Raw genomic sequence first — 20,654 nt, forward strand, 5'->3', positions numbered from 1 at the left:
ACGACAAGGCTCCCACATGTCCCGGCAGGGGACAGGACCGGCCGCGGCCACTTCGCCCTGCCCGCCCGTCCAGGGTGAAAGAAATGCGGCGTGAACCCTAGGATGGCCGGATGTGTGTCGCGGCGGCGCCGGCCAGGTTCACAGGGACGATCCTCTATCACGGGCTTCGGAATCACCCCGAGCATGGGCGGGTCCATGTACTCGGATACCAGAACACGGCGCAGAACCTCGCCTCCGGGCCCAACGCGATGTTGCTGCATCTGCCCGCGAAGGGCATGACCCAGGCGAACTTCATCGACACCAGCGGTTGCTCGCGCGTACTGCGTGACATGCTGGACGCCGTCCGGCCGTTCTCGTACGGGAGAGGGCCCGGCGCTCCCGCGGGGGCGGCCCCGGGCGGGCCTCCGCCGGTGCAGGTCTTCGACCACGACATCTACACCGTGGTGCTGGCCACCGATCCGACGCTGATCCCGGACGCCTTGCGACTGGTGCCCGAGCACAAGCGGATCCCCGTCAACCGGCCGCTGTTCGACTTCTACGCGGCGCTGTACCCGGACTACGCCGTGGCGTTGTGCTGCTTCGACAACCGGGAGGCCATGGCGGCGAACCCGCTGCTCATGTGGTACGAGCCGCACGATCCGGGCCGGTTCGCGCTGCCGGCGATCGACTGCCACACGGGTGCGGTGCCGGACCTCGCCGCCTCGGTGCTCACCGACCATTGGGTGATCCTCGGAACCGATGAGGCCCCGCCGGACTGGGGGGCGCCGGTCTTCTACACCCAGCCCCGGACCGCTCCCGTGGCCGCGTTCCTGCCCGATCGCGTCATCGGGACGGCGTTCAACGGGTGGCAGCCCAACGGCGACTTCGTGATCTCGCACGACGAGGTGCTACGGGGCGAGCCGGGCCTGTTGCGGCGGATCGCGCCGGGGTGGGCGCCGCCCCTCTGACCCGGCCGCGCGGCGGGTCACCGGAGCAGCGCCGCGCCCGCACCTGTTCACCGGGTAAGCCCTGGACGCCCAAACGCCAGAAAACTGCGGCGGCGCCGCCGCTTGTCCGGCCGCCGGAGGCGACGAACAGTGCTCATATGCCCGTCGTCGTACTGATCGGTATGTTGGACGTCCAGGGCCTGGAGTACGCATGGCTGCGCGACAGGCTCGTCTCCCTGGGCACCGAGGTCGTTCTCGTCGACACCGGCATCCTGGACGTCCCGCGGGTGCCGCCCGACATACCGCGCGAGGAGGTGGCCGGGGCCTTCGGCGCCCCCCTCGCCCGCGGCACCGGCCGCGACGCGGCGATCGGCGCCATGGCGGGCGGCGCCGCCGAGGTGGCGAGCCGGCTGTTACGGTCCGGGCGGCTGGACGGGGTCCTGGCCGTCGGCGGCCACGGCAACTCCGCGATCGCCACCGCCGCGATGCGCGCCCTGCCGGACGGCGTGCCCAAGCTGTTCGTGCACGATCCGGGCGACGCGCCTCCCGACGCGACCGGGCTGGTCCTCATGGACGGCATGGACCCCTTCCCCACGGCCGCCGCCGCGATGGCACGCATGGTCACCGGCCATCCCGCCGAGGGCGGCGACGGTCCGATCATCGGCGTCACGGCCGCGGACGTCACGTCCGAGGGCGCCCAGGCGTCCCGTGAGCTGCTGGGCATCCTCGGATACGAGGTCCTGCTGTTCCAGGGCGCGGGCCGCGCCTACGAGGCGCTGACGGCCGGGGGCATGCTGACCGCCGCGCTCGACGCCACACCCGCCGACCTGGCGGCCGAACTGCTGGCGGGCGACCCGTACCCGGGGCGTCTCGCGGGCGCCGTGCGCGGCGGCGTCCCCCAGGTGGTGAGCCTGGGCGGGCTCGACCTGGCGCGCTTCGGCGGCGCCGTCCCGGCCCGGCTGGACGGGCGGCGCTTACGCGTCCACAGCCCCCGGCCCGCGACGCTGGTCCGCACCACACCCGCCGAGGCCGCCGAACTGGGACGCCGCGTCGCCGCCAGGCTCCGGGACGCCGTCGCCCCCACCGCCGTCTACGTCCCGCTGCGCGGCCTCTCCTCGCTGAGCGCGCCCGGCGGGCCGTTCCACGACCCGGCCGCCGACACGGCGCTCTTCGACGCCGTACGGGACGGCCTGTCCGGCACCCGGGTGGAGATCCACGAGCTGGACACCGGCATCAACGACCCCGTCTTCGGCCGCGCCATGGCGGACCACCTGCACGCCACCCTCAGCGGCTTCCCCGTCCGCGCCGCGTCCTAGCCGTCAGGACTTCTGCCAGGGCTTCTGTCAGGGCTTCCGTCAGAGCTTCTCGACCGGGGCGTAGCGGAGGATCAGGCGCTTGACCCCGTACTCGCCGCCGAAGTCGATGCTGGCCGCGGCGCGCTCACCGGCGCCGTCGACCGTCACCACCGTGCCGAGGCCGAACGAGTCGTGCGTGACCTTGTCGCCCGGCGACAGGGAGGGAACGGGACGGTTCCCCGGGGACTGGACGCCGGGGCGGGCCGCCATCCGGGCCATCGCCGACCCCGACACCGACGACGCCGACCGTTCCCACCGCACCAGCGACTCGGGCACCTCGCCCAGGAACCGGGACGGCGGGTTCACCTGAGGCGCCCCCCACGAACTCCGCATCGTGGCGCGGGTCAGGTAGAGGCGCTGCCGGGCCCTGGTGATGCCCACATAGGCCAGGCGGCGTTCCTCTTCGAGCTCCTTGGGGTTGCTCATGGCGCGCAGGTGCGGGAAGACCCCGTCCTCCATGCCGGTGAGGAACACCACCGGGAACTCCAGGCCCTTGGCCGTGTGGAGGGTCATCAGCGTGACCACGCCCTGGTCGGTCTCCTCCGGCCGCTCGCCGGGCGGGATGGGGCCTCCCTTGGCGCCCCCGGGGATCGAGTCGGCGTCGGCGACCAGGGCCACCTGCTCCAGGAACTCGACCAGGCGGCCCTCGGCGGACTCCCCGTCCAGGCGCTCCTCGAACTCGCGCGCCACGGCCTCGAACTCCTGGAGGTTCTCCAGCCGGGTCTCGTCCTGCGGGTCCTTGGACGCCTGGAGCTCGGCGACGTACCCGCTCTTGAGCAGGACCTGGTCGATCAGCGCGGCGGGGGTGACCGTCCCGGCGGCCTCGCGCAGCTCGTCCAGCAGCGTGACGAACTCGCGGACGGCGTTGATCGAACGGGTCGCCATGCCCGGGACGTCCTCCGGGACCCGCAGGGCCTGCCAGAACGAGATCCGCTCGCGCGACGCGTGCGCCTCGACGCACGCCTCGGCGCGGTCGCCGATGCCGCGCTTGGGCACGTTCAGGATGCGGCGCAGCGAGACCGTGTCCTCGGGGTTGGCGAGCACGCGCAGGTAGGCCAGCAGGTCGCGGACCTCCTTGCGCTCGTAGAACCGGACGCCGCCGACCACCTTGTAGGGCAGCCCGACCCGGATGAACACCTCCTCGAACACACGGGACTGGGCGTTGGTGCGGTAGAAGACCGCGACATCACCGGGACGGACGTCCTCCTCGTCCGTCAGCCTGTCGACCTCCTGAGCGACGAACGCGCCCTCGTCGTGCTCGTTGTCGGCCACATAGCCGATGATCTTGTGCCCCTCGCCCTGGTCGGACCAGAGCTTCTTGGGCTTGCGGTCGGCGTTGCGCTCGATCACCGCGTTGGCCGCCGACAGGATCGTCTGGGTGGAGCGGTAGTTCTGCTCCAGCAGGATCGTCCTGGCGTCGGGGTAGTCGCGCTCGAACTCCAGGATGTTGCGGATCGTGGCGCCCCGGAACGCGTAGATCGACTGGTCGGCGTCGCCCACCACGCACAGCTCGCCCGCGCCCAGCCCGTCGACCGGCGCCGTCAGCTCCCGCACCAGCTCGTACTGGGCGTGGTTGGTGTCCTGGTACTCGTCCACCAGGACGTGCCGGAACCGGCGGCGGTAGTGCTCGGCGGCCTCCGGGAACACCTGCAGCAGGTTGACCGTCATCATGATCAGGTCGTCGAAGTCCATCGCGCCGGCCTGCTGCAACCGGGCCTGGTACATCTCGTACGCCTCGGCGAGCGTCTGCTCCATGTGCGTGGACGCCCGGTCCTTGAACGTCTCGTAGTCGATCAGCTCGTTCTTCAGATTGCTGACCTGGGCGGAGAACGACTTGGGCGGATACCGCTTCGGATCGAGGTCGAGCTCCCGGCAGACCAGCGCCATCAGCCGCTGCGCGTCCGCCTGGTCGTAGATCGAGAACCCCGACGGGAACCCGAGCCGTTTGGCCTCCCGGCGCAGGATCCGCACGCACGCGGAGTGGAAGGTCATCACCCACATGGCCCGGGACCTGGGCCCCACCAGCGCGTCCACCCGCTCCTTCATCTCGGCCGCGGCCTTGTTGGTGAAGGTGATCGCCAGGATCTGGCCGGGATGGACGTCCCGCTCGCTCAGCAGGTACGCGATCCGGTGGGTGAGCACGCGCGTCTTACCCGACCCCGCGCCCGCGACGATCAGCAGCGGCCCGCCGGAGTGGACCACGGCGTCACGCTGCTGCGGGTTCAGGCCGTCGAGCAGGGAAGGGGCATCGGTCTTCGACATCATGTGCGAGTCTACGGTGGGGGCACGACGGACGTTGCCCACCACACTGTTTTACGGGCGACTATGAAGATCACCACCCCCTCGGGGCCTCGCCCTGTCACGGCGTTACTTCTTGCGGTGCTCGTACGCCGACTCGGCGGCGGCCACCACGGTGGGCAGGTCGGCGCCGGTCGCGGCCATGGAGGCGGCCGCGACGGCTCCTTCGACCAGGGGCGCGTCGGCGAGGACGACATCGCCGTCGGCGTCCTCGATCACCAGTCTGGCGGTCAGCACGGAGCTGCCCAGGTCGGCGAGCAGCACCACGCCGTCGCCGTCCTGGACCGTCTCGACGGCCCGCTCGACCAGCTCGATGCTGGTGCCCATGCCGCCTTCGGCGTCGCCGCCGGCGGGTTCCACCGCGGCCTTCCCGACGCCCAGCGCGCGGGCGAGTTCGGCGACGCCTTCCGAGAGCGTCCGGCTGTGCGAGACCACCACGATCCCGACCATGCGCGTACCCCTCAGCCCTCGATCGCGGTCTCGGCGCCCGGGAGGGTGCCGGTCACGGTGTCGGCCAGGGCGCGCATGATCAGGGCGGTGGAGGCGGCTCCGGGGTCGAGGTGCCCGGCGCTGCGGGCGCCCAGGTAGCTGGCCCTGCCCTTCCGGGCCTGCATCGGCACGGTCGCGTCCGCGCCCTGCTCCGCCGCGTCGGCGGCGGCGCGCGCGCAGGCGGCCAGGTCTCCGCCATCGGCCAGGGTCGCCTGGTACGCGGCGACGGCGGGGGCGAGCGCGTCCACCATCGTCTTGTCGCCCTCGGCCGCCTGGCCCAGCTCGACGATGCCGTCCAGCGCGGCCTTGAGCGCGGTGCCGAGCGTGGCCGCGTCGATCTCCTCCGCGTCGCCGAAGGACTTGCCGGCCCGGCGCAGCGCCGTCCCGTAGAGGGGGCCGGACGCGCCACCGGTCTTGGACACGATGGCACGCCCGGCGGCGATCAGCACCTTGCCCGGGGGAACGTCCTCCTGGAGGCCGTCGACGGCGGCGGCGAGGCCCCTGGTGAGGTTGTGGCCGTGGTCGCCGTCGCCGATGGCCGCGTCCAGGCGGGTCAGCCTGGCGGCGTCGGCGGCGACCCATTCGGCGGCGCGCCGGATCCATGCGGCGGTCAGCGCGGTGTCCATCGTGGCGCTCATCGGCCCCACCGCAGGCCGGGGGTCTCGACCGGGGCGTCCCAGAGCCGGGTCAGCTCGGGCGTGAGCCGGCACACCGAGATCATCACGCCCGCCATCTCCAGGCTGGTCACGTACGGCCCGACGAGCGGGCGCGCGACGGTCGCCCCGTGCCCGGCGAGCCAGTCCGCGGCCGCCGCGTACGCGATGTACTGCTCGATCAGCGGGGTGCCGCCCATCCCGTTGACCATCACCAGCACCTCCGAGCCGGACAGCGGCATGTCGGCGTCGATGGCGGTGAGGGCCGCGTCCACGATCTCGGCGGCGGGCATGGTCTTGACGCGTTCCCTGCCGGGCTCGCCGTGGATGCCGATGCCCAGTTCGATCTCGTCGGCGCCGAGCTCGAAGGTGGGCTCTCCCGCGGCGGGCACGGTGACCGACGTCAGCGCCACGCCGAAGGAGCGGCTGCGCTCGTTCACCTCGCGGGCCACCGCGGCCACCGCGGACAGGTCGCCGCCCTCCTCGGCCAGCGCCCCCGCGATCTTCTCCACGAACACGGTCGCGCCGGTGCCGCGGCGGCCCGCGGTGTAGGTGCTGTCCTCGACCGCGACGTCGTCGTTCACCACCACGGGGACGACCTCGATGTCCTCGTCCTCGGCCAGCTCGGCGGCCATCCGGAAGTTCAGGACGTCGCCCGTGTAGTTCTTCACGATATGGAGCACGCCCGCGCCGCCGTGCACGGCGGTGGTCGCGGCAAGGATCTGGTCGGGGACGGGGCTGGTGAACACCTCGCCGGGAACGGCCGCGTCGAGCATCCCGTACCCGACGAAGCCGCCGTGCAGCGGCTCGTGGCCGGAGCCGCCGCCCGAGACCAGGCCGACCTTGCCGGTACGGGGCGCGTCGCCCCGGACGATGACGCGCTGCTCCGGGTCGACCCGCAGGAATGGATGCGCGGCGGCGAGGCCGCGCAGTGCGTCCGAGACCACGTCCGCCGGGGCATTGATGAGTTTGCGCATGTCTCAGCTCTACCCCTGTCCGGCCTCGCATCCCAGACCCAAGCGGGCATGGATCGTGCTTGCCGTCCTCTGGAAGATCAGCGGCGCCGGTGGCACGGCCTATCGTTGAGCCGTGACCAACGTTCTGGACGACGGCGAGGTCCGCAGGGTGCTGGCCGTGATGGCGCATCCCGACGACGTGGACTTCGGCTGCGCCGGCACCGTGGCGCGCTGGACCGACCGGGGCATCGAGGTGACCTACCTGATCGTGACGGACGGCGACGCGGGCGGCAGGGACGACGGCCTCAGCCGGGCGGAGATGGCGGAGCTGCGCCGCGCCGAGCAACACGCCGCCGCCGACCGCGTGGGGGTCGGGGACGTGCGGTTCCTCGGCTATCCCGACGGGCGGGTGGAGGCCACCTTGGATCTGCGCCGCGACATCGCCCGGGTGATCCGGCAGGTGCGGCCCGACCGGGTGCTGACCCAGAGCGCCGAGCGCAACTACCAGCGGATCTATCCCAGCCATCCCGACCACCGCGCGGTGGGCGCGGCGACCCTGGACGCGGTCTACCCGGACGCGCGCAACCCCTACGCCTTCCCCGAGCTGCTGGAGAAGGAGGGCCTGACCGAGTGGACGGTGCGCGAGGTGTGGACCTGCGGAGGACCCCTCGTCAACCATTACGTGGACATCACCGACACCGCCGACCGCAAGCTCGCCGCGCTGAAGGCGCACGCCTCCCAGACCGCCCACCGGGGTGAGGAGCTGGAGCGGTCGATACGCCGCTTCCTGGGGCACAACGCCTCGCTCGCCGGGCTGCCCGAGGGCCGTCTCGCCGAGGGGTTCCAGGTGATCGGCACCGCCTGAGCCGCGGGCCCCTGACCTGCTCGCCTTGTTGCCCGGCGCGCCGCTGGTTACGGTGATGATCCTGACTCGCGGGGAGACGGTGATGCCAGAGCGGACCGGACCGTACACGATCGGGGCCACCGCCACCTCGCGCGCCGACGCCGAAGTGATCTTCAAGCATCTGGCGGTCGCGGAGGCGTGGAGCGAGTGGGGCAACTTCCCGTCCAGGGCACGGCGCGAGCGGGCCGGCAGCCCGACGCCCAACGGGGTCGGGGCGATCCGGGCGATCCCCCCGGCGCGCGAAGAGGTCGTCGAGTACGACCCTCCCCGCCACTACGCCTATGTCGCGGTCTCAGGGCTGCCCGTCAAGGAGTACCGGGCGGACGTGACACTGGTGCCGCGCGGACTCGACACGCTGATCCGGTGGGAGGCCAGGTTCGAGCCCAAGTACGCGGCCACGGGCCCCCTGCTCAGGATGTTCCTGGACCGGATGGTCCGCTCGTTCGCGCGCCGCGTCGCGCACCACTCCGAGCGCTGCGAACCGGGGTGCCCGGCCCGCCTCCCGAACGTGCTCTAGGCCGGCCCAGGTCACGGGCCGGCTCAGACCAGGCGGCGGGCCGCCGCCCATCGCGACAGCTCGTGCCGGTTGGACAACTGGAGCTTGCGCAGGACGCTCGACACGTGCGTCTCGACCGTCTTGACCGAGATGAACAGCTCCTTGGCGATCTCCTTGTACGCGTAGCCGCGGGCGATCAGCCGCAACACCTCGCGCTCGCGCTGGGTGAGCTGGTCGAGCTCGGGGTCCACGGCCGGGAGGTCGGACGCGGCGAAGGCGTCCAGGACGAACCCCGCCAGCCGGGGCGAGAAGACCGCGTCGCCCTCCGCGACCCTCGCGATCGCGTCGGTCAGCTCGGGTCCCGAGATCGTCTTGGTGACGTAGCCGCGCGCGCCGCCGCGGACCACCCCGATCACGTCCTCGGCCGCGTCCGACACCGACAGCGCCAGGAACCGCGACGGCACCGCGCCGTGCAGCCGCCGCAGCACCTCGATCCCGCCCCCGCCGGGCAGATGCACGTCCAGCAGCACCACGTCGGGCTTCTCGGCCCTGATCACCGAGACCGCCTCGTCCACGTCCCCGGCCTCTCCGACGATCTGCACGGACTCGCCCAGCTCGGCCTTCACCCCGGTCCGGAACATCTGGTGGTCGTCGACCAGCACGACGGTGTTCATCGGCTCGCTCCGCTCGCATCCGAGCCCGCGCCGCCCGCAGGCCCGCGGCCGCTCACGTTCACGCCTTCTTCATCTCCAGCCGTACCTCGGTGCCCTCGCCCGGGGCGGTGCGGATCTCCGCGGTGCCACCGTTGCGCTCCATGCGTCCGATGATGGACCCTCTCACGCCCATCCTGTCCTCGGGTATCTGCTCGATGTCGAAGCCCTTGCCCCGGTCGCGGACGAAGATGGCCACGGTGTCCCCCTCCGCCTCGGCGTACACCGACACCGACGCGGAGTCGGCGTACTTGGCGGCGTTGACCATGGCCTCGCGGGCGGCCTGGAGGGCGGCGCCGAGCCGTTCGTCCAGGTCGGTGTCGCCGACACAGACCACCTCGATGGGGACGCCGTGGTCGTCCTCGACCTCACCGGCGGTCGCGCGGGTCGCGGCGGCGAAGGTCTGGCCGGGGTCGGCGCGCGGCTGGTAGAGCCAGGCCCGCAGGGTGCGTTCCTGGGAGCGGGCCAGCCGCTGCACTTCGCGGGGCTCGTGCGCGTTCCGCTGGATCAGGGTCAGCGTGTGCAGGACGGAGTCGTGCACGTGAGCCGCCAGCTCGGCGCGCTCCTGGGAGCGGATGCGCTCGTGCCGTTCGGCCTCCAGGTCCTGCCAGAGCCGCACCACCCAGGGCGTGACGATCACCGCGACCCCGGTCAGGATGATCAGCATCGCGATGAGGACGGACCGGGCCTGCGACACGTCCACCCGCTGCGCCACGAACCCGCCGATCCCGCCGACGACCAGCAGCACGCCCAGCAGGCTGCGCAGCCACATCTGGCGGAGCGGCACCACCCAGCGCGCCCGCTGCTCGCGGTCGGCCTGCTGCCAGAGGATCGAGGCGCCGACACCGCCCGCGACGAACGGCCACAGCGCCGCCTGCGCGAAACCCGCGCCCCACGTCAGCGCCGACAACCCGCCCGCGACGGCGGTATAGGCCAGCAGTTGCCCCCAGTCGTGCCCGCCGAGCCTGGACGGCTTCCCGTCCTCCCGGGGACGCATCGGGACCAGCACCCAGAAGGCGATGTAGGCGGCCACCCCGAGCCCGCTGGCGAGCGTCAGCAGCACGAACGCCGCGCGCACGACGAAGACCTCCACCCCCAGGTGGCCGGCCAGCCCGCGGCACACCCCGGCGATCAGCCTGCCGTCGGGGCGCCGCTCCAGCCGCGCCGGCGGCCCGGAGGGCGTAGCCTGCGCCGTGGCAGGGTCCTCTGTCACCATCGCGCTTCCCACGTTACCGATGCTCACATGGTGCGCCCGCATGCGCATCAGGGCGCTGCCCTGAAGCCGCAGAGATCTCCTCAGGGTCGGATCAGGGTGGTCCCCGATACCGCGTACGGGCGCGAAGGGACCACGATGGGGGGCATGGTCGAGGAGGAGAGCACAGCGGTACGGAGGGATCCGCCCTCACGGCTGGCGCGTGTGCCCGAGGGACGCGTCCTGGGCGGGGTGTGCACGGGACTTGGGCGCTACACCGGCATCGACCCGATCGTCTTCCGGGTCGGGTTCGGGATCCTGGTGCTGACGCAGGGGCAGGGGATCCTGCTCTACATCGCGGCCGCGCTGTTCATGCCGGCCGGGCCGGACCGCGCCTCGGTGGCCGAGCAGTTGTTCCGCCGCAGGTTCGACGCTCCCGCCGTCCTGTCCATCATGGGTGCGCTGCTCTGCGCGATCGTGGCCTTGAACGTGCTGGGCAACGGGCTGGCCGGGCTGCTGGGAGGGCACGTGTCCACCGGCGCGTTCGCGGTGCTCACCGTGCTCGGGCTCATCCTGCTGGTCGCGCACGGTCGCGGTGTGGATCTGACGTTGGAGGCGCGGGCGTTCCCCGAGCGGCTTCAGGGCTACCCGCTCGACCCCTCTGACCAAGCCGAGATGCGGGCGTCCACGCCCGTTTCGCTGTACAAGGAGGCGCCGTCCGGGGGCGGGCTGCCCGAAGGGATGATCGACCTCGCCACGCTGAGCCCGCCCGCCGCCGGGGCCACGGCCGCCACGCCGGAGGAGGACCGGACGAGGCGTCCGCACGGCTCCCGGGACGCCCGGATCGCCAAGAAGCGCCAGGGAAGTCCCGCGCTGACCTCCATCACGCTGCTGGCGGCCATGGCGGCCGCGGCGGCGTTCTGGCCGACGGCGCAGGCACACCCGGCCCCGGAGCAGACGATGATCCTGCTTTCGGTGGCGCTGGCCGTGGTCGGGTGCGGGCTGCTGGCCGGCGGCTGGTTCAGGGTGCGCGGGCTGGCCACCGTCGGAACCGTCCTCACCTGCGCCCTGCTGACCACCTCGGTCGTCGCGGAGGCGCCGCCCGACACCCGGTACGGCGAGGTCGAGTGGCGGCCCACCGACACCGGGGGCATCCAGCGTGAGTACACGATGGGGGCGGGCGCCGGGCGGCTCGACCTGACCCGGCTGCCGCTCGGCCCCGGCCAGCGGGTGGCGGTCAACGTCAGGGTCACCGTCGGCACGCTGGACGTCACGCTGCCGCCGGGCGCGCGGGTCGAGCTCGACGCGCGGGTGGCGCTCGGCGACCTCCAGGTGGCGGCACGGACGATCAGCGGCCCCGGCGCCCGCTCGCGGGAGGTGCTCGAACCCGAGACCCCGGGCGTGAAGAACCCGCCCGTGATCGCACTGCGGATCCGCGGCCGGATCGGGGATGTGCAGGTGTCCCGTGGCTGAGCATCGTCCCGAACCCCGCGCCGACGGTCCGGCCCGCCGCCGCAGGTTCGACGTCGGATCGGTGCTGACCGGGTTGTTCTTCATGCTGGTCGCGGCGGTCTTCCTCGTCGGGGGCCTGGCGGACGACCCCATCGACCGCCCCCAGGTGATCGCCCCCGCGCTGGTCGTCGGGCTGGGCCTGGTGGGCATCGTCCGCGTCATCACCCGCTCCCGCCGCCACCGCTAGCGAGCGTCAGGAGAAGGCGATGGCCCGCTAGGCCAGGTCGCCGTGAAGGGTGATGGCGTACGCGGGACCTGGGTTGGTGAGCTCGTGCGTGCTCCCGCCGCCGTGGACGCGCACGCGATTGGTCCGCAGCGAGCGTTCGGTCACGCCACGCGGGGTGATCCGCACCTCCGTGAGCTCGCCCGCGATCAAGGTGTTCACGCGGGTTCGCCCGAGTGGCCGGACGCCTGAGGACGGCCCCTCGCACAGGCAGATGTCGTTGTGGTCGTGCACCCCGGTGCGATAGCCGGGCGGCCAGGTGACCAGCCAGAACCGGACGCCGTCCGTCTCCGCCAGCGGGACCCGTACCGGCTCGTCCCGCTCGAACCTGGCCAGATGCCACCAGTCGCCGGGGCTGGCGCTCAGCGCGTGGACGCGGGCGGCGAGCTGCCCCACAGTGGGGGGACGGAGGGCGACGGCACGGCCATGCGGGTCGTCCTGCCCGCGCATCGTGAGATCAGGAACCATGTCGAGGTTCACGGAAGGTCCTTCGTTGTACGGCCGGAACCGGCCGGTCGGAGCGGATCAGGGCTGCTGGCTCAACGACACGAAGGACGACACAGCGCGCTGGCCACGCGGCGCAGGGCCACGGGACCGCAGACGGAGACTCGCGCTGGCATGGCTCAAGGACATCGGTTCCCACCGGCCGATGTCAAATCGATCTGCGTCGATCAGCCGAAGATCGCTGGATCCCCGGCGTTCACGCTCCGTCCACCGGTCCGCAGGACCATGCGACTTCTACGACGCTCGATGAGAACGGAGCCATTGATGACACCGGATCGACGGAGCTTCCTGCGCGGTGGCCTGGTGGCGGGCACCGGAACGGTCCTGGGCGGCCTGGTCGGCGGAGGCCCGGCCCTCGCCTCGCCGGGACTGGTCCACCGGGACCGGCCGCGGCTGACCCACGGCGTTCAGAGCGGCGACGTCACCGCCCACGACGCGGTGATCTGGGCCCGCTCCGACCGTCCCGCCCGGATGCTGGTGGACGTGAGCCGCAGGCCCGACTTCCGGGACGCCAGGCGGATCCCCGGCCCCGTGCTGACCCCGGAGACCGACCTGACCGGGAAGACGTTCCTGCGCGGCCTGCCGTCCGGTGAGGAACTGCACTACCGCGTGATCCTGGCCGACACCGACCGGCATTCCGTCCGTTCCGAGCCGGTCACGGGACGCCTGCGGACCGCGCCCCGCGTCCGTACCGACCTCCGTTTCGTGTGGTCGGGCGACCTGGCCGGGCAGGGCTGGGGCATCAACACCGAGCTGGGCGGCTACCGCATCTTCAAGGCGATGGCCGCACGCGACCCCCATTTCTTCCTGTGCAGCGGCGACTTCGTCTACGCGGACGGCCCGCTGTCCGAGACGGTGGCGCTGCCGGACGGCCGCACGTGGCGGAACTTCGTCACCCCCGAGAAAACCAAGGTCGCCGAGACGCTTGCGGAGTACCGGGGGCAGTTCCGGTACAACCTGCACGACGCCAACCTGCGCGCCTTCAACGCCCGGGTGCCCATGATCTACCAGTGGGACGACCACGAGGTCACCAACAACTGGTACCCGGGCGAGATCCTGGACCTGCCCGCCTACACCGAGAAGCGCGTGGACGTCCTGGCCGCCCGCGCCCGCCGCGCGATGTTCGAGTACACCCCCACCGCCGTCCGGGCCCCTAAGGGCGGACGGCTGTACCGCCGCCTTCCCTACGGCCCCCTCCTGGACGTCTTCGTCCTCGACATGCGCACCTACAAGGACGCCAACGGCCCCAACAACTCCCCCACCCACCGCGAGGGCGTGCTGGGTGCCGAGCAACTCGCCTGGCTCAAGAGCGAACTGCGGCGTTCCAAGGCCACATGGAAGGTGATGGCGGCCGACCTGCCGATCGGCCTCATCGTCCCGGACGGCAGCGCCCAGGAAGGCATCGCGCAGGGCGACAACGGAGCCCCGCTGGGCCGCGAACGCGAGATCGCCGACCTGCTCTCGTTCGCGAAGAGGAACCGCGTCCGCAACATGGTGTGGCTGACCGCCGACGTCCACTACACCGCGGCCCACTACTACAACCCGTCCAAGGCCGCCTTCAAGGACTTCGACCCGTTCTGGGAGTTCGTCTCCGGCCCCCTCAACGCCGGCGCCTTCGGCCCGAACAGTCTGGAATCGACCTTCGGCCCGCAGCTCGCGTTCCAAGCCTTCCCCCCGGCGGCCAACACGTCCCCCGCGATGGGCTTCCAGTTCTTCGGCGAGGTGGCCATCGACGCCCCGAGCGGAGAACTGACCGTCCACCTCCGCGACATCGACGGCAAGGCCCTTTACTCCAAGTCCCTGCGACCCGCCCGTTAAGGGGACCGTGCGCTGACACCACGGAGCACGAACCGCGCGAGATCACGCCCCGCCGCCTCGTCCAGCGGGGCGTGGTCGAGCATCAGCCGGTACCACAGCACCCCGTCCGCCAGCCCCGCCTGGCAATGCGCCTATCCGGCCTCGTCTACCGCCGACCAGACGAACTCAGCCCACACCGTCTGGCCGCAGCCTCCGACGTCATGCCCCATCTTGTCGGCGCATGCCGCAACAAGCAGCAACCCCCGACCGTGGCTGAACGAGAACATGCTGATCGGGTTCACCGACAAGCGCGGTACAGCCTGGCACTACCGGACCGATCTGCAGGGTGCCGAGCCCAACCACTACCCGGGCGCCATTCCGGTCGCCGACGTCAAGCGCCGGTTGTTCGACTCCCGGCCGGACGGGGGCGTGCCGGAGGGGAACGGGCCGTTCAGGCGGTCTGCACCAGCTTGGCGTAGACGATGACGTTGTTCTTGTAGTGACCGCTGGAGGGGTCGAACGCGCCGCCGCAGGTGACCAGGCGCAGCGATGAGTAGTCGATCTGCTCGCCGAAGACCTGCTCGTGGGGGAAGGCGTTCTTGTCCACGCTCTGCGTGCCCTGCACGGAGAACGTGGCGACCGTGCCGTTCTCGCGGTTCACCTGGATCAGGTCGCCGGCCTTCAGGTCCTTGAGCCGGTAGAAGACGGCGGCCCTCTTGTTGGCGTCGACATGGCCGAGGATCACCGCGGGCCCGGCCTCGCCGGGCGTGACCCCCTCCTTGTACCAGCCGGTCAGGTTCGGACGGCTGAGCGGCGGCTCCTCGATGCTCCCGTCGGGACGCAATCCGATCGAGCCGATCGGGGCGGACACGCCGATCTTCGGGATCTTGAGTGTGGTGGGCCGCGACTCGGCCATCGGCGCCGCGTCCTTGGGCGCCCCCTGAGCCGGGGAGGCCGAGGGGGACGCCGAGGGGCCGCCCGCCGCGGGTGCTGTGTCGTCCCCGCAGGCGTTCAGCAGCAGGGCGGTGAGCAACGCGCCGGCCGCCGCGCACGCGGCGCGGCGACCGGCGGTGGTGGTGATGCGCTCGGGCAATTCAGGAACGCTCCCGCCCGATCCGGCGCAGTGCGAAAGCGCCAAGGCCGGCGGCGGCCAGCGCGGCCGCGGCCGAGGAACCGGCCGCCAGCGGCAGGCCCGACGCCATCTGGGTGCTGCCGTCACCGGTGTCGATCCGCCCGGTGGGGATCCTGCCGGTCGGCTTGCCCGGCTTCATGTCACCCTTCTCCGGGGTGGTGGACAACGTGACCGTGCCGCAGCCCGCGCAGGTCACCCTTGCGGTGATCACCCTGGGCAGGGTCGACTTGTACGTGCCGGTGTGCTCCCAGGTGTTCTTGCCGGTCTTGGTGAAAGGGACCGGGTTGTGGGTGTAGGCGTTGCCGCTGATGGTGGGCCGGCTGGGGCACGTGACCGTGAACCTGGTCTTGCCGTTCGGCACGGCCCTGTTCGTCGACAGCTTCACATCGTCCGAACCGAAGGAGAACCCCCGGGACGGCGACCGGGACTCGGGCTGGTCCTCGGTGTGGCCGTACCCCCCGGGAGCCCCCCTCCCAAAGCGGTTGTGGTCGGAGTTGTGGTCGGGGTTGGCGTAGACGGGGCCCGCCATGCCCAGCGCCAGGAGCGCGGACGCCGCGCCCGCGACCGCCAGTCGGGTGGGGTTCATCGGTCGGTTCTCCTCTGGAGGGGGATGGCCTCCACCTCGTCCGCCCCGATGCGCGATGGCGGGGATTACGCCATGATCGGCGCCGCAGGGCGCCGTCCCCTCTCCGCTGGGTTCCTCGCGGAATCATGGGGTGGACGAGAAGGAAAGCAGCTGATGGGTCGTGAGATGAACCGTGTTCTCACCGCGGAACACCGCACGGCATGATCTTGACCTGATGCGGCCAACCAGGAAGCTTGACAGGATTTCGCGCGTCCTGCGCCGGGGCCGGAAGCGATGCCAGCAGCGCCGCGGCCATCTGCTGGTCGTACTGGACGGCGACCGCGCCCGAACCCGCCGTGTTGTCGAATATCACGGTGACCGGCCAGCTGTCGGGCGCGCCAGGAAAGGCCGCGAAAAGGAAGTCGTTCCACATCGAGGTGAACTGCCAGATCAGCGTGACCGCGAAGGCGGGCCCCACGGCCGTTCCAAGATCATGATTGCGTCCGAGGATGGTGAATGGCCTGGTCATGTTGCGGCAGTCCCAGCGAGTGACTTCGGTGATGTCGGTGCGTCCGGCGAGGCGGAGGGCGTCGATGGCCAGGTTGCGTAGAAAGGCATGATGCGGGGTCCTGAGCCCAGCCGGGCTACCTGCGTATCGCCGACTATCTGCGGCGCCGGATCGTGGAGGGACGGCTCGCGCCGGGCGACAAGGTCCCGTCCCGGCACGAGCTGGCGCGGGAGTACGAGGTCTCCGACCGCGTCGCCGTCGAGGCCGTACGGCTCCTGGTCGCCGAGGGGTACGTCGAGTCCCGCTCGGGCTCGGGTACGTACGTCCGCAGGCGGCCGCAGGTCCGGCGGCTCACCCGGTCCTGGTACCGCGAGTCGCGTGGCGGGTCGCCGTTCCGGGCCGACATGGCAAGCCAGGGGCCTACCGGGAGTTGGCGCGCGAGTTCGGAGACCGCCACGGCGCCGCCGGCGATCGCCGAACGGCTCGGCGTGCCGGAGGGCGCCGAGGTGATGCGGACCCGCTACACCTTCTTGGCCGACGACGAGCCCGCCATGCTGTCCACCTCGTGGGAGCCGCTGGACATCACCCGTGGCACGCCTGTCATGCTGCCTGAAGAAGGGCCGCACGCCGGGGCCGGGGTCGTAGCGCGGATGCGCGCGATCGGCGTCGAGGTGGGACTCGCCACCGAGGTGGTCACCCCGCGAGCGATCCTGGCCGAGGAGGCCGCGCCTTCTGGACGAGCCCATCGGGACGATCGTGATGGTCAGCCAGCGCACGTACTCCGGGGAGCGGCCCGTCGAGACGGCCGACATCATCGTCCCGGTCGACCGTTACGAGCCGGCCTACACCATCCCTGTGGACTGATCGCCAGGCGCCTGCTTCGGCGCTTGTCTCACCTGGTGGCGCGGCTATTCGCTGAGCGTATAGACGGGATGTATACGCTCAGCGTATAGTCGCCCTCATGAGTGTTCCTTTGACCTTTCTCGGCCTGCTTGAGCGGGCGCCCAGCCATGGTTACGACCTCAAGCGGGACTACGACGCCTTCTTCAGCCGGGGCAAGCCGCTGCCGTTCGGGCAGGTGTACGCCACGCTGGGGCGGCTCGCGCGGGACGGGAAGGTGGTGGTCGCCGAGTCCGAGGCGGGTGCCGGGCCCGAGCGCAAGCGGTACGTGATCACGGACAAGGGGGCGACCGAGTTCGAGACCTGGCTCGCCGAGCCGGTGGAGGCGGTGCCGCACTTGCAGACGGTGCTGTTCGCGAAGGTCGTCCTGGCGCTGATGCTCGGACGGGACGCCGCGGGCTATCTCGACGCCCAGCGGTCCGCGCACCTCAGGCGGATGCGCGAGCTGACGGAGGTCAAGCGGACCGGCGGGCTGGTGGACGCGCTGCTCGCCGACCACGGGCTCTTCCATCTGGAGTCCGACCTGCGCTGGATGGACCTCACCGCGGCCCGGCTCGACGCGCTCGCCGAGACGGTGCGCTCATGACCGGGCCGATCATCGAGGCGCGGGACGTCGTCCTGTCGTTCGGGCGGACGCCGGCGTTGCGCGGAGCCGAGCTCGCGGCCCATCCCGGGGAGATCCTGGCGATCATGGGGCCGAGCGGGTCGGGGAAGACGACGCTGCTGCATTGCCTGGCCGGGATCCTGGTCCCCGACTCCGGCGAGATCCACTTCGGTGGCCGCCGGATCGACACCCTGAGCGAGACCGCGCGGAGCACCCTGCGCCGCGACCGGTTCGGGTTCGTGTTCCAGTTCGGCCAGCTCGTGCCGGAGTTGACCGCCGAGGAGAACATCGTGCTCCCGCTGCTGCTGGCGGGCGCCAAGAGGCCGGCCGCGCTCAGGGAGGCCGCGGACTGGTGCGCGCGGCTCGGCCTGGACGGGCTGGAGAAACGCCGTTCGGGCGAGCTGTCCGGCGGGCAGGCGCAGCGGGTGGCGCTGGCGCGCGGCCTGGTGGCCGGCCCCGAGGTCCTGTTCGCCGACGAGCCGACCGGCTCGCTGGACTCGCTCAGCGGGGAACAGGTCATGGACCTTCTGGTCGCCGCCGCGAGGGAGCGGGGCACCACCGTCGTCGTCGTGACCCACGAGCCGCGCGTGGCCGCGTACGCCGACCGTGAGGTCATCGTCCGGGACGGAAAGGTGAGCGGGCTCCCGGCCGCGCGGGCGTCGTGATCGGGTTCGGGCTGCGCCTGACCCTGCGCGGCGGCAGGGAGGGGGTCGTCCGGCTGGCCCTGACGGCGGCGGCCGTGGCGATCGGTGTGGCGCTGCTCCTGGTCACGGTGGCGGGCATCAACGGGGTGCAGGAGCAGAACGCCAGGTTCGCATGGCTCAACTCGGGGATAGCCGAGGTGACGTCGCCGCACGCCGAGCCGTCCCCGCACCCGCTCTTGGGGCGTGTCGCCACCGACCACTACAAGGACGAGCGCATCATCCGGGTCGATGTGGCCGCCACGGGGCCGCGGTCGCCCGTCCCGCCGGGCATTCCCAGAGTGCCGGGGCCGGGGCAGTACTACGCCTCGCCCGCGCTGCAGAAGATGCTCCGTTCCGAACCCGCCGCCGAGTTCGGTGACCGCTACCCCGGGTCTCTGGCCGGGACGATCGGTAAGGAGGCGCTCCCGTCCCCCGACTCCCTGATCGTCGTCGTCGGGCACGCGCCGCGTGACCTGACCGGGGCGCACGGCGCGGGGCCGATCACCAGTATCGCGACGCTGTCGCCCGGCACCTGCTGGCAGTGCCGGTACGGCATGGAGGAGGACGTCGTCGCGCTGGTCCTGGCGGTCACCTCCGGGGCGCTGCTGGTCCCAGTGCTGATCTTCATCGGCACCGCGACGCGGCTGTCGGCCGCCCGCAGGGAACGGCGGTTCGCCGCGATGCGGCTGGTCGGCGCCACGCCCCGGCAGATCTCGGTGATCGCGGCCGTGGAGTCGGCGGTGGCCGCGGCGGCGGGGACGGCCGTGGGCTTCGGCCTGTTCCTCTTCCTGCGCGTGCCGCTGGCGGCGGTACCGTTCACCGGTGAGTCCTTCTACCCGGGCGACCTGTCGCTGAGCCCGGCGCAGATCGCGCTCGCCGGGCTGGGCGTCCCGGTCGCGTCGGCGATCGCGGCGTGGTGGGCGCTGCGCCGCGTACGGATCTCGCCGCTGGGCGTCGCCCGGCGGGTCACCCCGAGCGCGCCCAGGGCGTACCGGCTGATCCCGCTGATCGCCGGGATCGCCGAGCTGACCTACTTCCTCGGCCGCCGCCCCGACACCACCAACGGGCAGATCGCGGCGTACATGAGCGGCGTCCTGCTGATGATGGCCGGCCTGGTCGTCACCGGCCCGTGGCTGACCATGACCGGAGCGCGGATCATGGCGCGGCGCGCGCGCCGTCCCGCCGCGCTGATCGCCGGACGGCGGCTCTCGGACGATCCGAAGGCGGGCTTCCGCGCCATCAGCGGGCTCGTCCTCGCCCTGTTCGTCACCACCACCGCGATCGGGGTGATGACCACGTTCGTCGCCGAACGCGGCACGCAGCGCGGCGACAGGACGGCCGCGAGCACGCTGGTGGCCGACCTCGAGCACCGCACGGTTCGTGGGGCGGGCGGCCCCCGGTCGGGATCGGCCTCCGTGCCGTTCAGGACCCTGGACGAGGTGCGCGCGGTCCCGGGCGTCCACGGCGCCATGGTGCTCCACCCGGACCCGTCAGGTCCCCGCGACCCCGGCGATCCGAGCTCGCGCGACATGCTGATCTCCTGCGCGGATCTGGCCGGCGCCACCGGCTTCGGACGCTGCGCGCCCGGCGCGACGACGGCCGCCGTCCCGAGCCACTTCGCCTGGATCCTGCTGGACGAGGAGCACGACCGCCGCGGCACCGTCTGGCCCGCGTCACCGGTCGCCCCCGAACGGCTGCGGGCCCTCCCCGTCCAGGCCGTCATGGTCAGGACGGACGGCTCGCCGCGAGCGATCGAGCGGGCGCGGACGGCCCTCACCCGCGCGTTCCCGCTGATGACCGAGCCCGCCACCGTCGCCGAGTCCGGCGCGGACACCGACACGGCCCGCATGCTCACCGGCTACCAGCGCCTGGTGAACGTCGTCATCATCGTCAGCCTGTGCATCGCGGGATGCGGCCTGGCGGTGGGCGTCGTCGGGAGCCTGAACGACCGCAAGCGCCCGTTCAGCCTGCTGCGCCTCACCGGCGTCCCGATCGGCGTGATGCGCCGGGTCGTCCTGCTCGAAAGCGCCGTCCCGCTCCTGGTGACCGCGATGGCGGCGACCGGCGCGGGCTTCCTGGCCGCGGAGCTGTTCCTGAGATCGCAGCTCGACTACACCCTGGTCGCGCCGGGACTCGGCTACTACCTGACCGTCCTCGGCGGGCTCGCGGGCTCCCTCGCCGTCATCGGGCTGACCCTGCCGCTGATGGAACGGATCACCGGTCCCGAGACCGCCAGGGCCGAATGAC

The 20,654-nt window shown here is 72.0% G+C and carries 20 protein-coding genes and 1 pseudogene; 11 read left to right on the top strand and 10 right to left on the bottom strand.

Translation table 11 applies throughout. The features are described 5' to 3' along the window. Positions 1 to 110: 110 nt before the first annotated feature. Positions 111 to 947, top strand: coding sequence for a hypothetical protein (locus tag QSK21_RS07390; protein WP_285694563.1), 837 nt, complete (start codon positions 111 to 113; stop codon positions 945 to 947). A 137-nt stretch (positions 948 to 1,084) separates the two neighbouring features. Next, entirely contained in the window at positions 1,085 to 2,242 is a 1,158-nt protein-coding gene (locus tag QSK21_RS07395; protein ID WP_285694564.1) for a Tm-1-like ATP-binding domain-containing protein, read from the top strand. Between the two features lie 39 nt (positions 2,243 to 2,281). Here the strand turns inward: QSK21_RS07395 and pcrA are convergent, their stop codons facing one another. The 4 genes from pcrA to dhaK form a co-directional block, all read right to left on the bottom strand. After that, on the bottom strand, positions 2,282 to 4,543 hold the full coding sequence (gene pcrA / locus QSK21_RS07400; protein ID WP_285694565.1) for a DNA helicase PcrA: 2,262 nt from the start codon (positions 4,541 to 4,543) through the stop codon (positions 2,282 to 2,284). A 105-nt stretch (positions 4,544 to 4,648) separates the two neighbouring features. Further along, positions 4,649 to 5,029 carry a dihydroxyacetone kinase phosphoryl donor subunit DhaM gene (gene dhaM / locus QSK21_RS07405; protein ID WP_285694568.1) on the bottom strand — a complete coding sequence of 127 codons (381 nt, stop codon included), beginning with the start codon at positions 5,027 to 5,029 and terminating at the stop codon, positions 4,649 to 4,651. Positions 5,030 to 5,040: 11 nt separating this feature from the next. Then, positions 5,041 to 5,706 (bottom strand): dihydroxyacetone kinase subunit DhaL, encoded by a 666-nt coding sequence (gene dhaL, locus QSK21_RS07410; protein ID WP_285694569.1) that lies wholly within the window; start codon positions 5,704 to 5,706, stop codon positions 5,041 to 5,043. Further along, positions 5,703 to 6,698, bottom strand: coding sequence for a dihydroxyacetone kinase subunit DhaK (gene dhaK, locus QSK21_RS07415; RefSeq protein WP_285694570.1), 996 nt, complete (start codon positions 6,696 to 6,698; stop codon positions 5,703 to 5,705). Before dhaK ends, dhaL begins: the two co-directional genes overlap by 4 nt. 160 nt (positions 6,699 to 6,858) lie before the next feature. On the opposite strand from dhaK, the gene QSK21_RS07420 reads away from it, so the two are divergent. Both QSK21_RS07420 and QSK21_RS07425 read left to right on the top strand, forming a co-directional pair. After that, positions 6,859 to 7,542, top strand: a complete 684-nt coding sequence (locus QSK21_RS07420) for a PIG-L deacetylase family protein (RefSeq protein WP_285694700.1) — start codon at positions 6,859 to 6,861, stop codon at positions 7,540 to 7,542. 82 nt (positions 7,543 to 7,624) lie between these two features. Beyond that, the gene (locus QSK21_RS07425) at positions 7,625 to 8,098 is read left to right on the top strand and encodes an SRPBCC family protein (protein ID WP_285694571.1); all 474 of its coding nucleotides are present in this window, start codon (positions 7,625 to 7,627) and stop codon (positions 8,096 to 8,098) included. A gap of 23 nt (positions 8,099 to 8,121) precedes the next feature. Here QSK21_RS07425 and QSK21_RS07430 read toward each other — a convergent pair whose 3' ends face one another. Together QSK21_RS07430 and QSK21_RS07435 are read right to left on the bottom strand one after the other, a co-directional pair. Beyond that, on the bottom strand, positions 8,122 to 8,751 hold the full coding sequence (locus QSK21_RS07430; RefSeq protein ID WP_285694572.1) for a LuxR C-terminal-related transcriptional regulator: 630 nt from the start codon (positions 8,749 to 8,751) through the stop codon (positions 8,122 to 8,124). Positions 8,752 to 8,809: 58 nt separating this feature from the next. Further along, positions 8,810 to 10,003 (bottom strand): ATP-binding protein, encoded by a 1,194-nt coding sequence (locus tag QSK21_RS07435; protein WP_285694701.1) that lies wholly within the window; start codon positions 10,001 to 10,003, stop codon positions 8,810 to 8,812. Between the two features lie 144 nt (positions 10,004 to 10,147). On the opposite strand from QSK21_RS07435, the gene QSK21_RS07440 reads away from it, so the two are divergent. Next, a complete protein-coding gene (locus QSK21_RS07440) occupies positions 10,148 to 11,452 on the top strand; it encodes a PspC domain-containing protein (protein WP_285694573.1) in 1,305 nt (434 codons plus the stop codon). Continuing rightward, the gene (locus QSK21_RS07445; protein WP_285694575.1) at positions 11,445 to 11,678 is read left to right on the top strand and encodes a hypothetical protein; all 234 of its coding nucleotides are present in this window, start codon (positions 11,445 to 11,447) and stop codon (positions 11,676 to 11,678) included. The genes QSK21_RS07440 and QSK21_RS07445 overlap by 8 nt, the downstream gene beginning before the upstream one ends. Before the next feature lie 27 nt (positions 11,679 to 11,705). Here the strand turns inward: QSK21_RS07445 and QSK21_RS07450 are convergent, their stop codons facing one another. After that, positions 11,706 to 12,194 carry a cupin domain-containing protein gene (locus QSK21_RS07450; protein ID WP_285694576.1) on the bottom strand — a complete coding sequence of 163 codons (489 nt, stop codon included), beginning with the start codon at positions 12,192 to 12,194 and terminating at the stop codon, positions 11,706 to 11,708. Between the two features lie 288 nt (positions 12,195 to 12,482). On the opposite strand from QSK21_RS07450, the gene QSK21_RS07455 reads away from it, so the two are divergent. Beyond that, complete coding sequence (locus QSK21_RS07455) at positions 12,483 to 14,036, top strand: alkaline phosphatase D family protein (protein ID WP_285694577.1); 1,554 nt, start codon at positions 12,483 to 12,485, stop codon at positions 14,034 to 14,036. Between the two features lie 430 nt (positions 14,037 to 14,466). Here the strand turns inward: QSK21_RS07455 and QSK21_RS07460 are convergent, their stop codons facing one another. The 3 genes and pseudogenes from QSK21_RS07460 to QSK21_RS07470 form a co-directional block, all read right to left on the bottom strand. Next, a complete protein-coding gene (locus QSK21_RS07460) occupies positions 14,467 to 15,108 on the bottom strand; it encodes a class F sortase (protein WP_285694578.1) in 642 nt (213 codons plus the stop codon). Position 15,109: 1 nt separating this feature from the next. After that, positions 15,110 to 15,733 (bottom strand): hypothetical protein, encoded by a 624-nt coding sequence (locus tag QSK21_RS07465; protein ID WP_285694579.1) that lies wholly within the window; start codon positions 15,731 to 15,733, stop codon positions 15,110 to 15,112. A gap of 178 nt (positions 15,734 to 15,911) precedes the next feature. Next, a pseudogene (locus tag QSK21_RS07470) lies at positions 15,912 to 16,184 on the bottom strand (hypothetical protein); the annotation flags it as partial. 209 nt (positions 16,185 to 16,393) lie between these two features. On the opposite strand from QSK21_RS07470, the gene QSK21_RS07475 reads away from it, so the two are divergent. From QSK21_RS07475 to QSK21_RS07490, 4 genes are read left to right on the top strand one after another with little or no spacing between them, the layout of a single operon-like run. After that, positions 16,394 to 17,173 carry a GntR family transcriptional regulator gene (locus QSK21_RS07475; protein ID WP_285694581.1) on the top strand — a complete coding sequence of 260 codons (780 nt, stop codon included), beginning with the start codon at positions 16,394 to 16,396 and terminating at the stop codon, positions 17,171 to 17,173. 8 nt (positions 17,174 to 17,181) lie between these two features. Continuing rightward, positions 17,182 to 17,706, top strand: coding sequence for a PadR family transcriptional regulator (locus QSK21_RS07480; protein WP_285694582.1), 525 nt, complete (start codon positions 17,182 to 17,184; stop codon positions 17,704 to 17,706). Further along, the gene (locus QSK21_RS07485; RefSeq protein ID WP_285694583.1) at positions 17,703 to 18,389 is read left to right on the top strand and encodes an ABC transporter ATP-binding protein; all 687 of its coding nucleotides are present in this window, start codon (positions 17,703 to 17,705) and stop codon (positions 18,387 to 18,389) included. Before QSK21_RS07480 ends, QSK21_RS07485 begins: the two co-directional genes overlap by 4 nt. Then, complete coding sequence (locus tag QSK21_RS07490) at positions 18,386 to 20,653, top strand: FtsX-like permease family protein (protein WP_285694584.1); 2,268 nt, start codon at positions 18,386 to 18,388, stop codon at positions 20,651 to 20,653. Before QSK21_RS07485 ends, QSK21_RS07490 begins: the two co-directional genes overlap by 4 nt. Position 20,654: the final 1 nt, after the last annotated feature.

Origin of the sequence: Actinomadura sp. NBRC 104412, assembly GCF_030269515.1 — a bacterium.
Classification (GTDB): Bacteria; Actinomycetota; Actinomycetes; order Streptosporangiales; family Streptosporangiaceae; genus Spirillospora.

What these genes read in the sequence shown, in the direction of transcription:
- QSK21_RS07390 (WP_285694563.1), top strand. Translation starts at nt 111, where the DNA reads ATGTGTGTCGCGGCGGCGCCGGCCAGGTTCACAGGGACGATCCTCTAT.
- QSK21_RS07395 (WP_285694564.1), top strand. Translation starts at nt 1,085, where the DNA reads ATGCCCGTCGTCGTACTGATCGGTATGTTGGACGTCCAGGGCCTGGAG.
- pcrA (WP_285694565.1), bottom strand. Translation starts at nt 4,543, where the DNA reads ATGTCGAAGACCGATGCCCCTTCCCTGCTCGACGGCCTGAACCCGCAG.
- dhaM (WP_285694568.1), bottom strand. Translation starts at nt 5,029, where the DNA reads ATGGTCGGGATCGTGGTGGTCTCGCACAGCCGGACGCTCTCGGAAGGC.
- dhaL (WP_285694569.1), bottom strand. Translation starts at nt 5,706, where the DNA reads ATGAGCGCCACGATGGACACCGCGCTGACCGCCGCATGGATCCGGCGC.
- dhaK (WP_285694570.1), bottom strand. Translation starts at nt 6,698, where the DNA reads ATGCGCAAACTCATCAATGCCCCGGCGGACGTGGTCTCGGACGCACTG.
- QSK21_RS07420 (WP_285694700.1), top strand. Translation starts at nt 6,859, where the DNA reads ATGGCGCATCCCGACGACGTGGACTTCGGCTGCGCCGGCACCGTGGCG.
- QSK21_RS07425 (WP_285694571.1), top strand. Translation starts at nt 7,625, where the DNA reads ATGCCAGAGCGGACCGGACCGTACACGATCGGGGCCACCGCCACCTCG.
- QSK21_RS07430 (WP_285694572.1), bottom strand. Translation starts at nt 8,751, where the DNA reads ATGAACACCGTCGTGCTGGTCGACGACCACCAGATGTTCCGGACCGGG.
- QSK21_RS07435 (WP_285694701.1), bottom strand. Translation starts at nt 10,003, where the DNA reads ATGGTGACAGAGGACCCTGCCACGGCGCAGGCTACGCCCTCCGGGCCG.
- QSK21_RS07440 (WP_285694573.1), top strand. Translation starts at nt 10,148, where the DNA reads ATGGTCGAGGAGGAGAGCACAGCGGTACGGAGGGATCCGCCCTCACGG.
- QSK21_RS07455 (WP_285694577.1), top strand. Translation starts at nt 12,483, where the DNA reads ATGACACCGGATCGACGGAGCTTCCTGCGCGGTGGCCTGGTGGCGGGC.
- QSK21_RS07465 (WP_285694579.1), bottom strand. Translation starts at nt 15,733, where the DNA reads ATGAACCCCACCCGACTGGCGGTCGCGGGCGCGGCGTCCGCGCTCCTG.
- QSK21_RS07480 (WP_285694582.1), top strand. Translation starts at nt 17,182, where the DNA reads ATGAGTGTTCCTTTGACCTTTCTCGGCCTGCTTGAGCGGGCGCCCAGC.
- QSK21_RS07485 (WP_285694583.1), top strand. Translation starts at nt 17,703, where the DNA reads ATGACCGGGCCGATCATCGAGGCGCGGGACGTCGTCCTGTCGTTCGGG.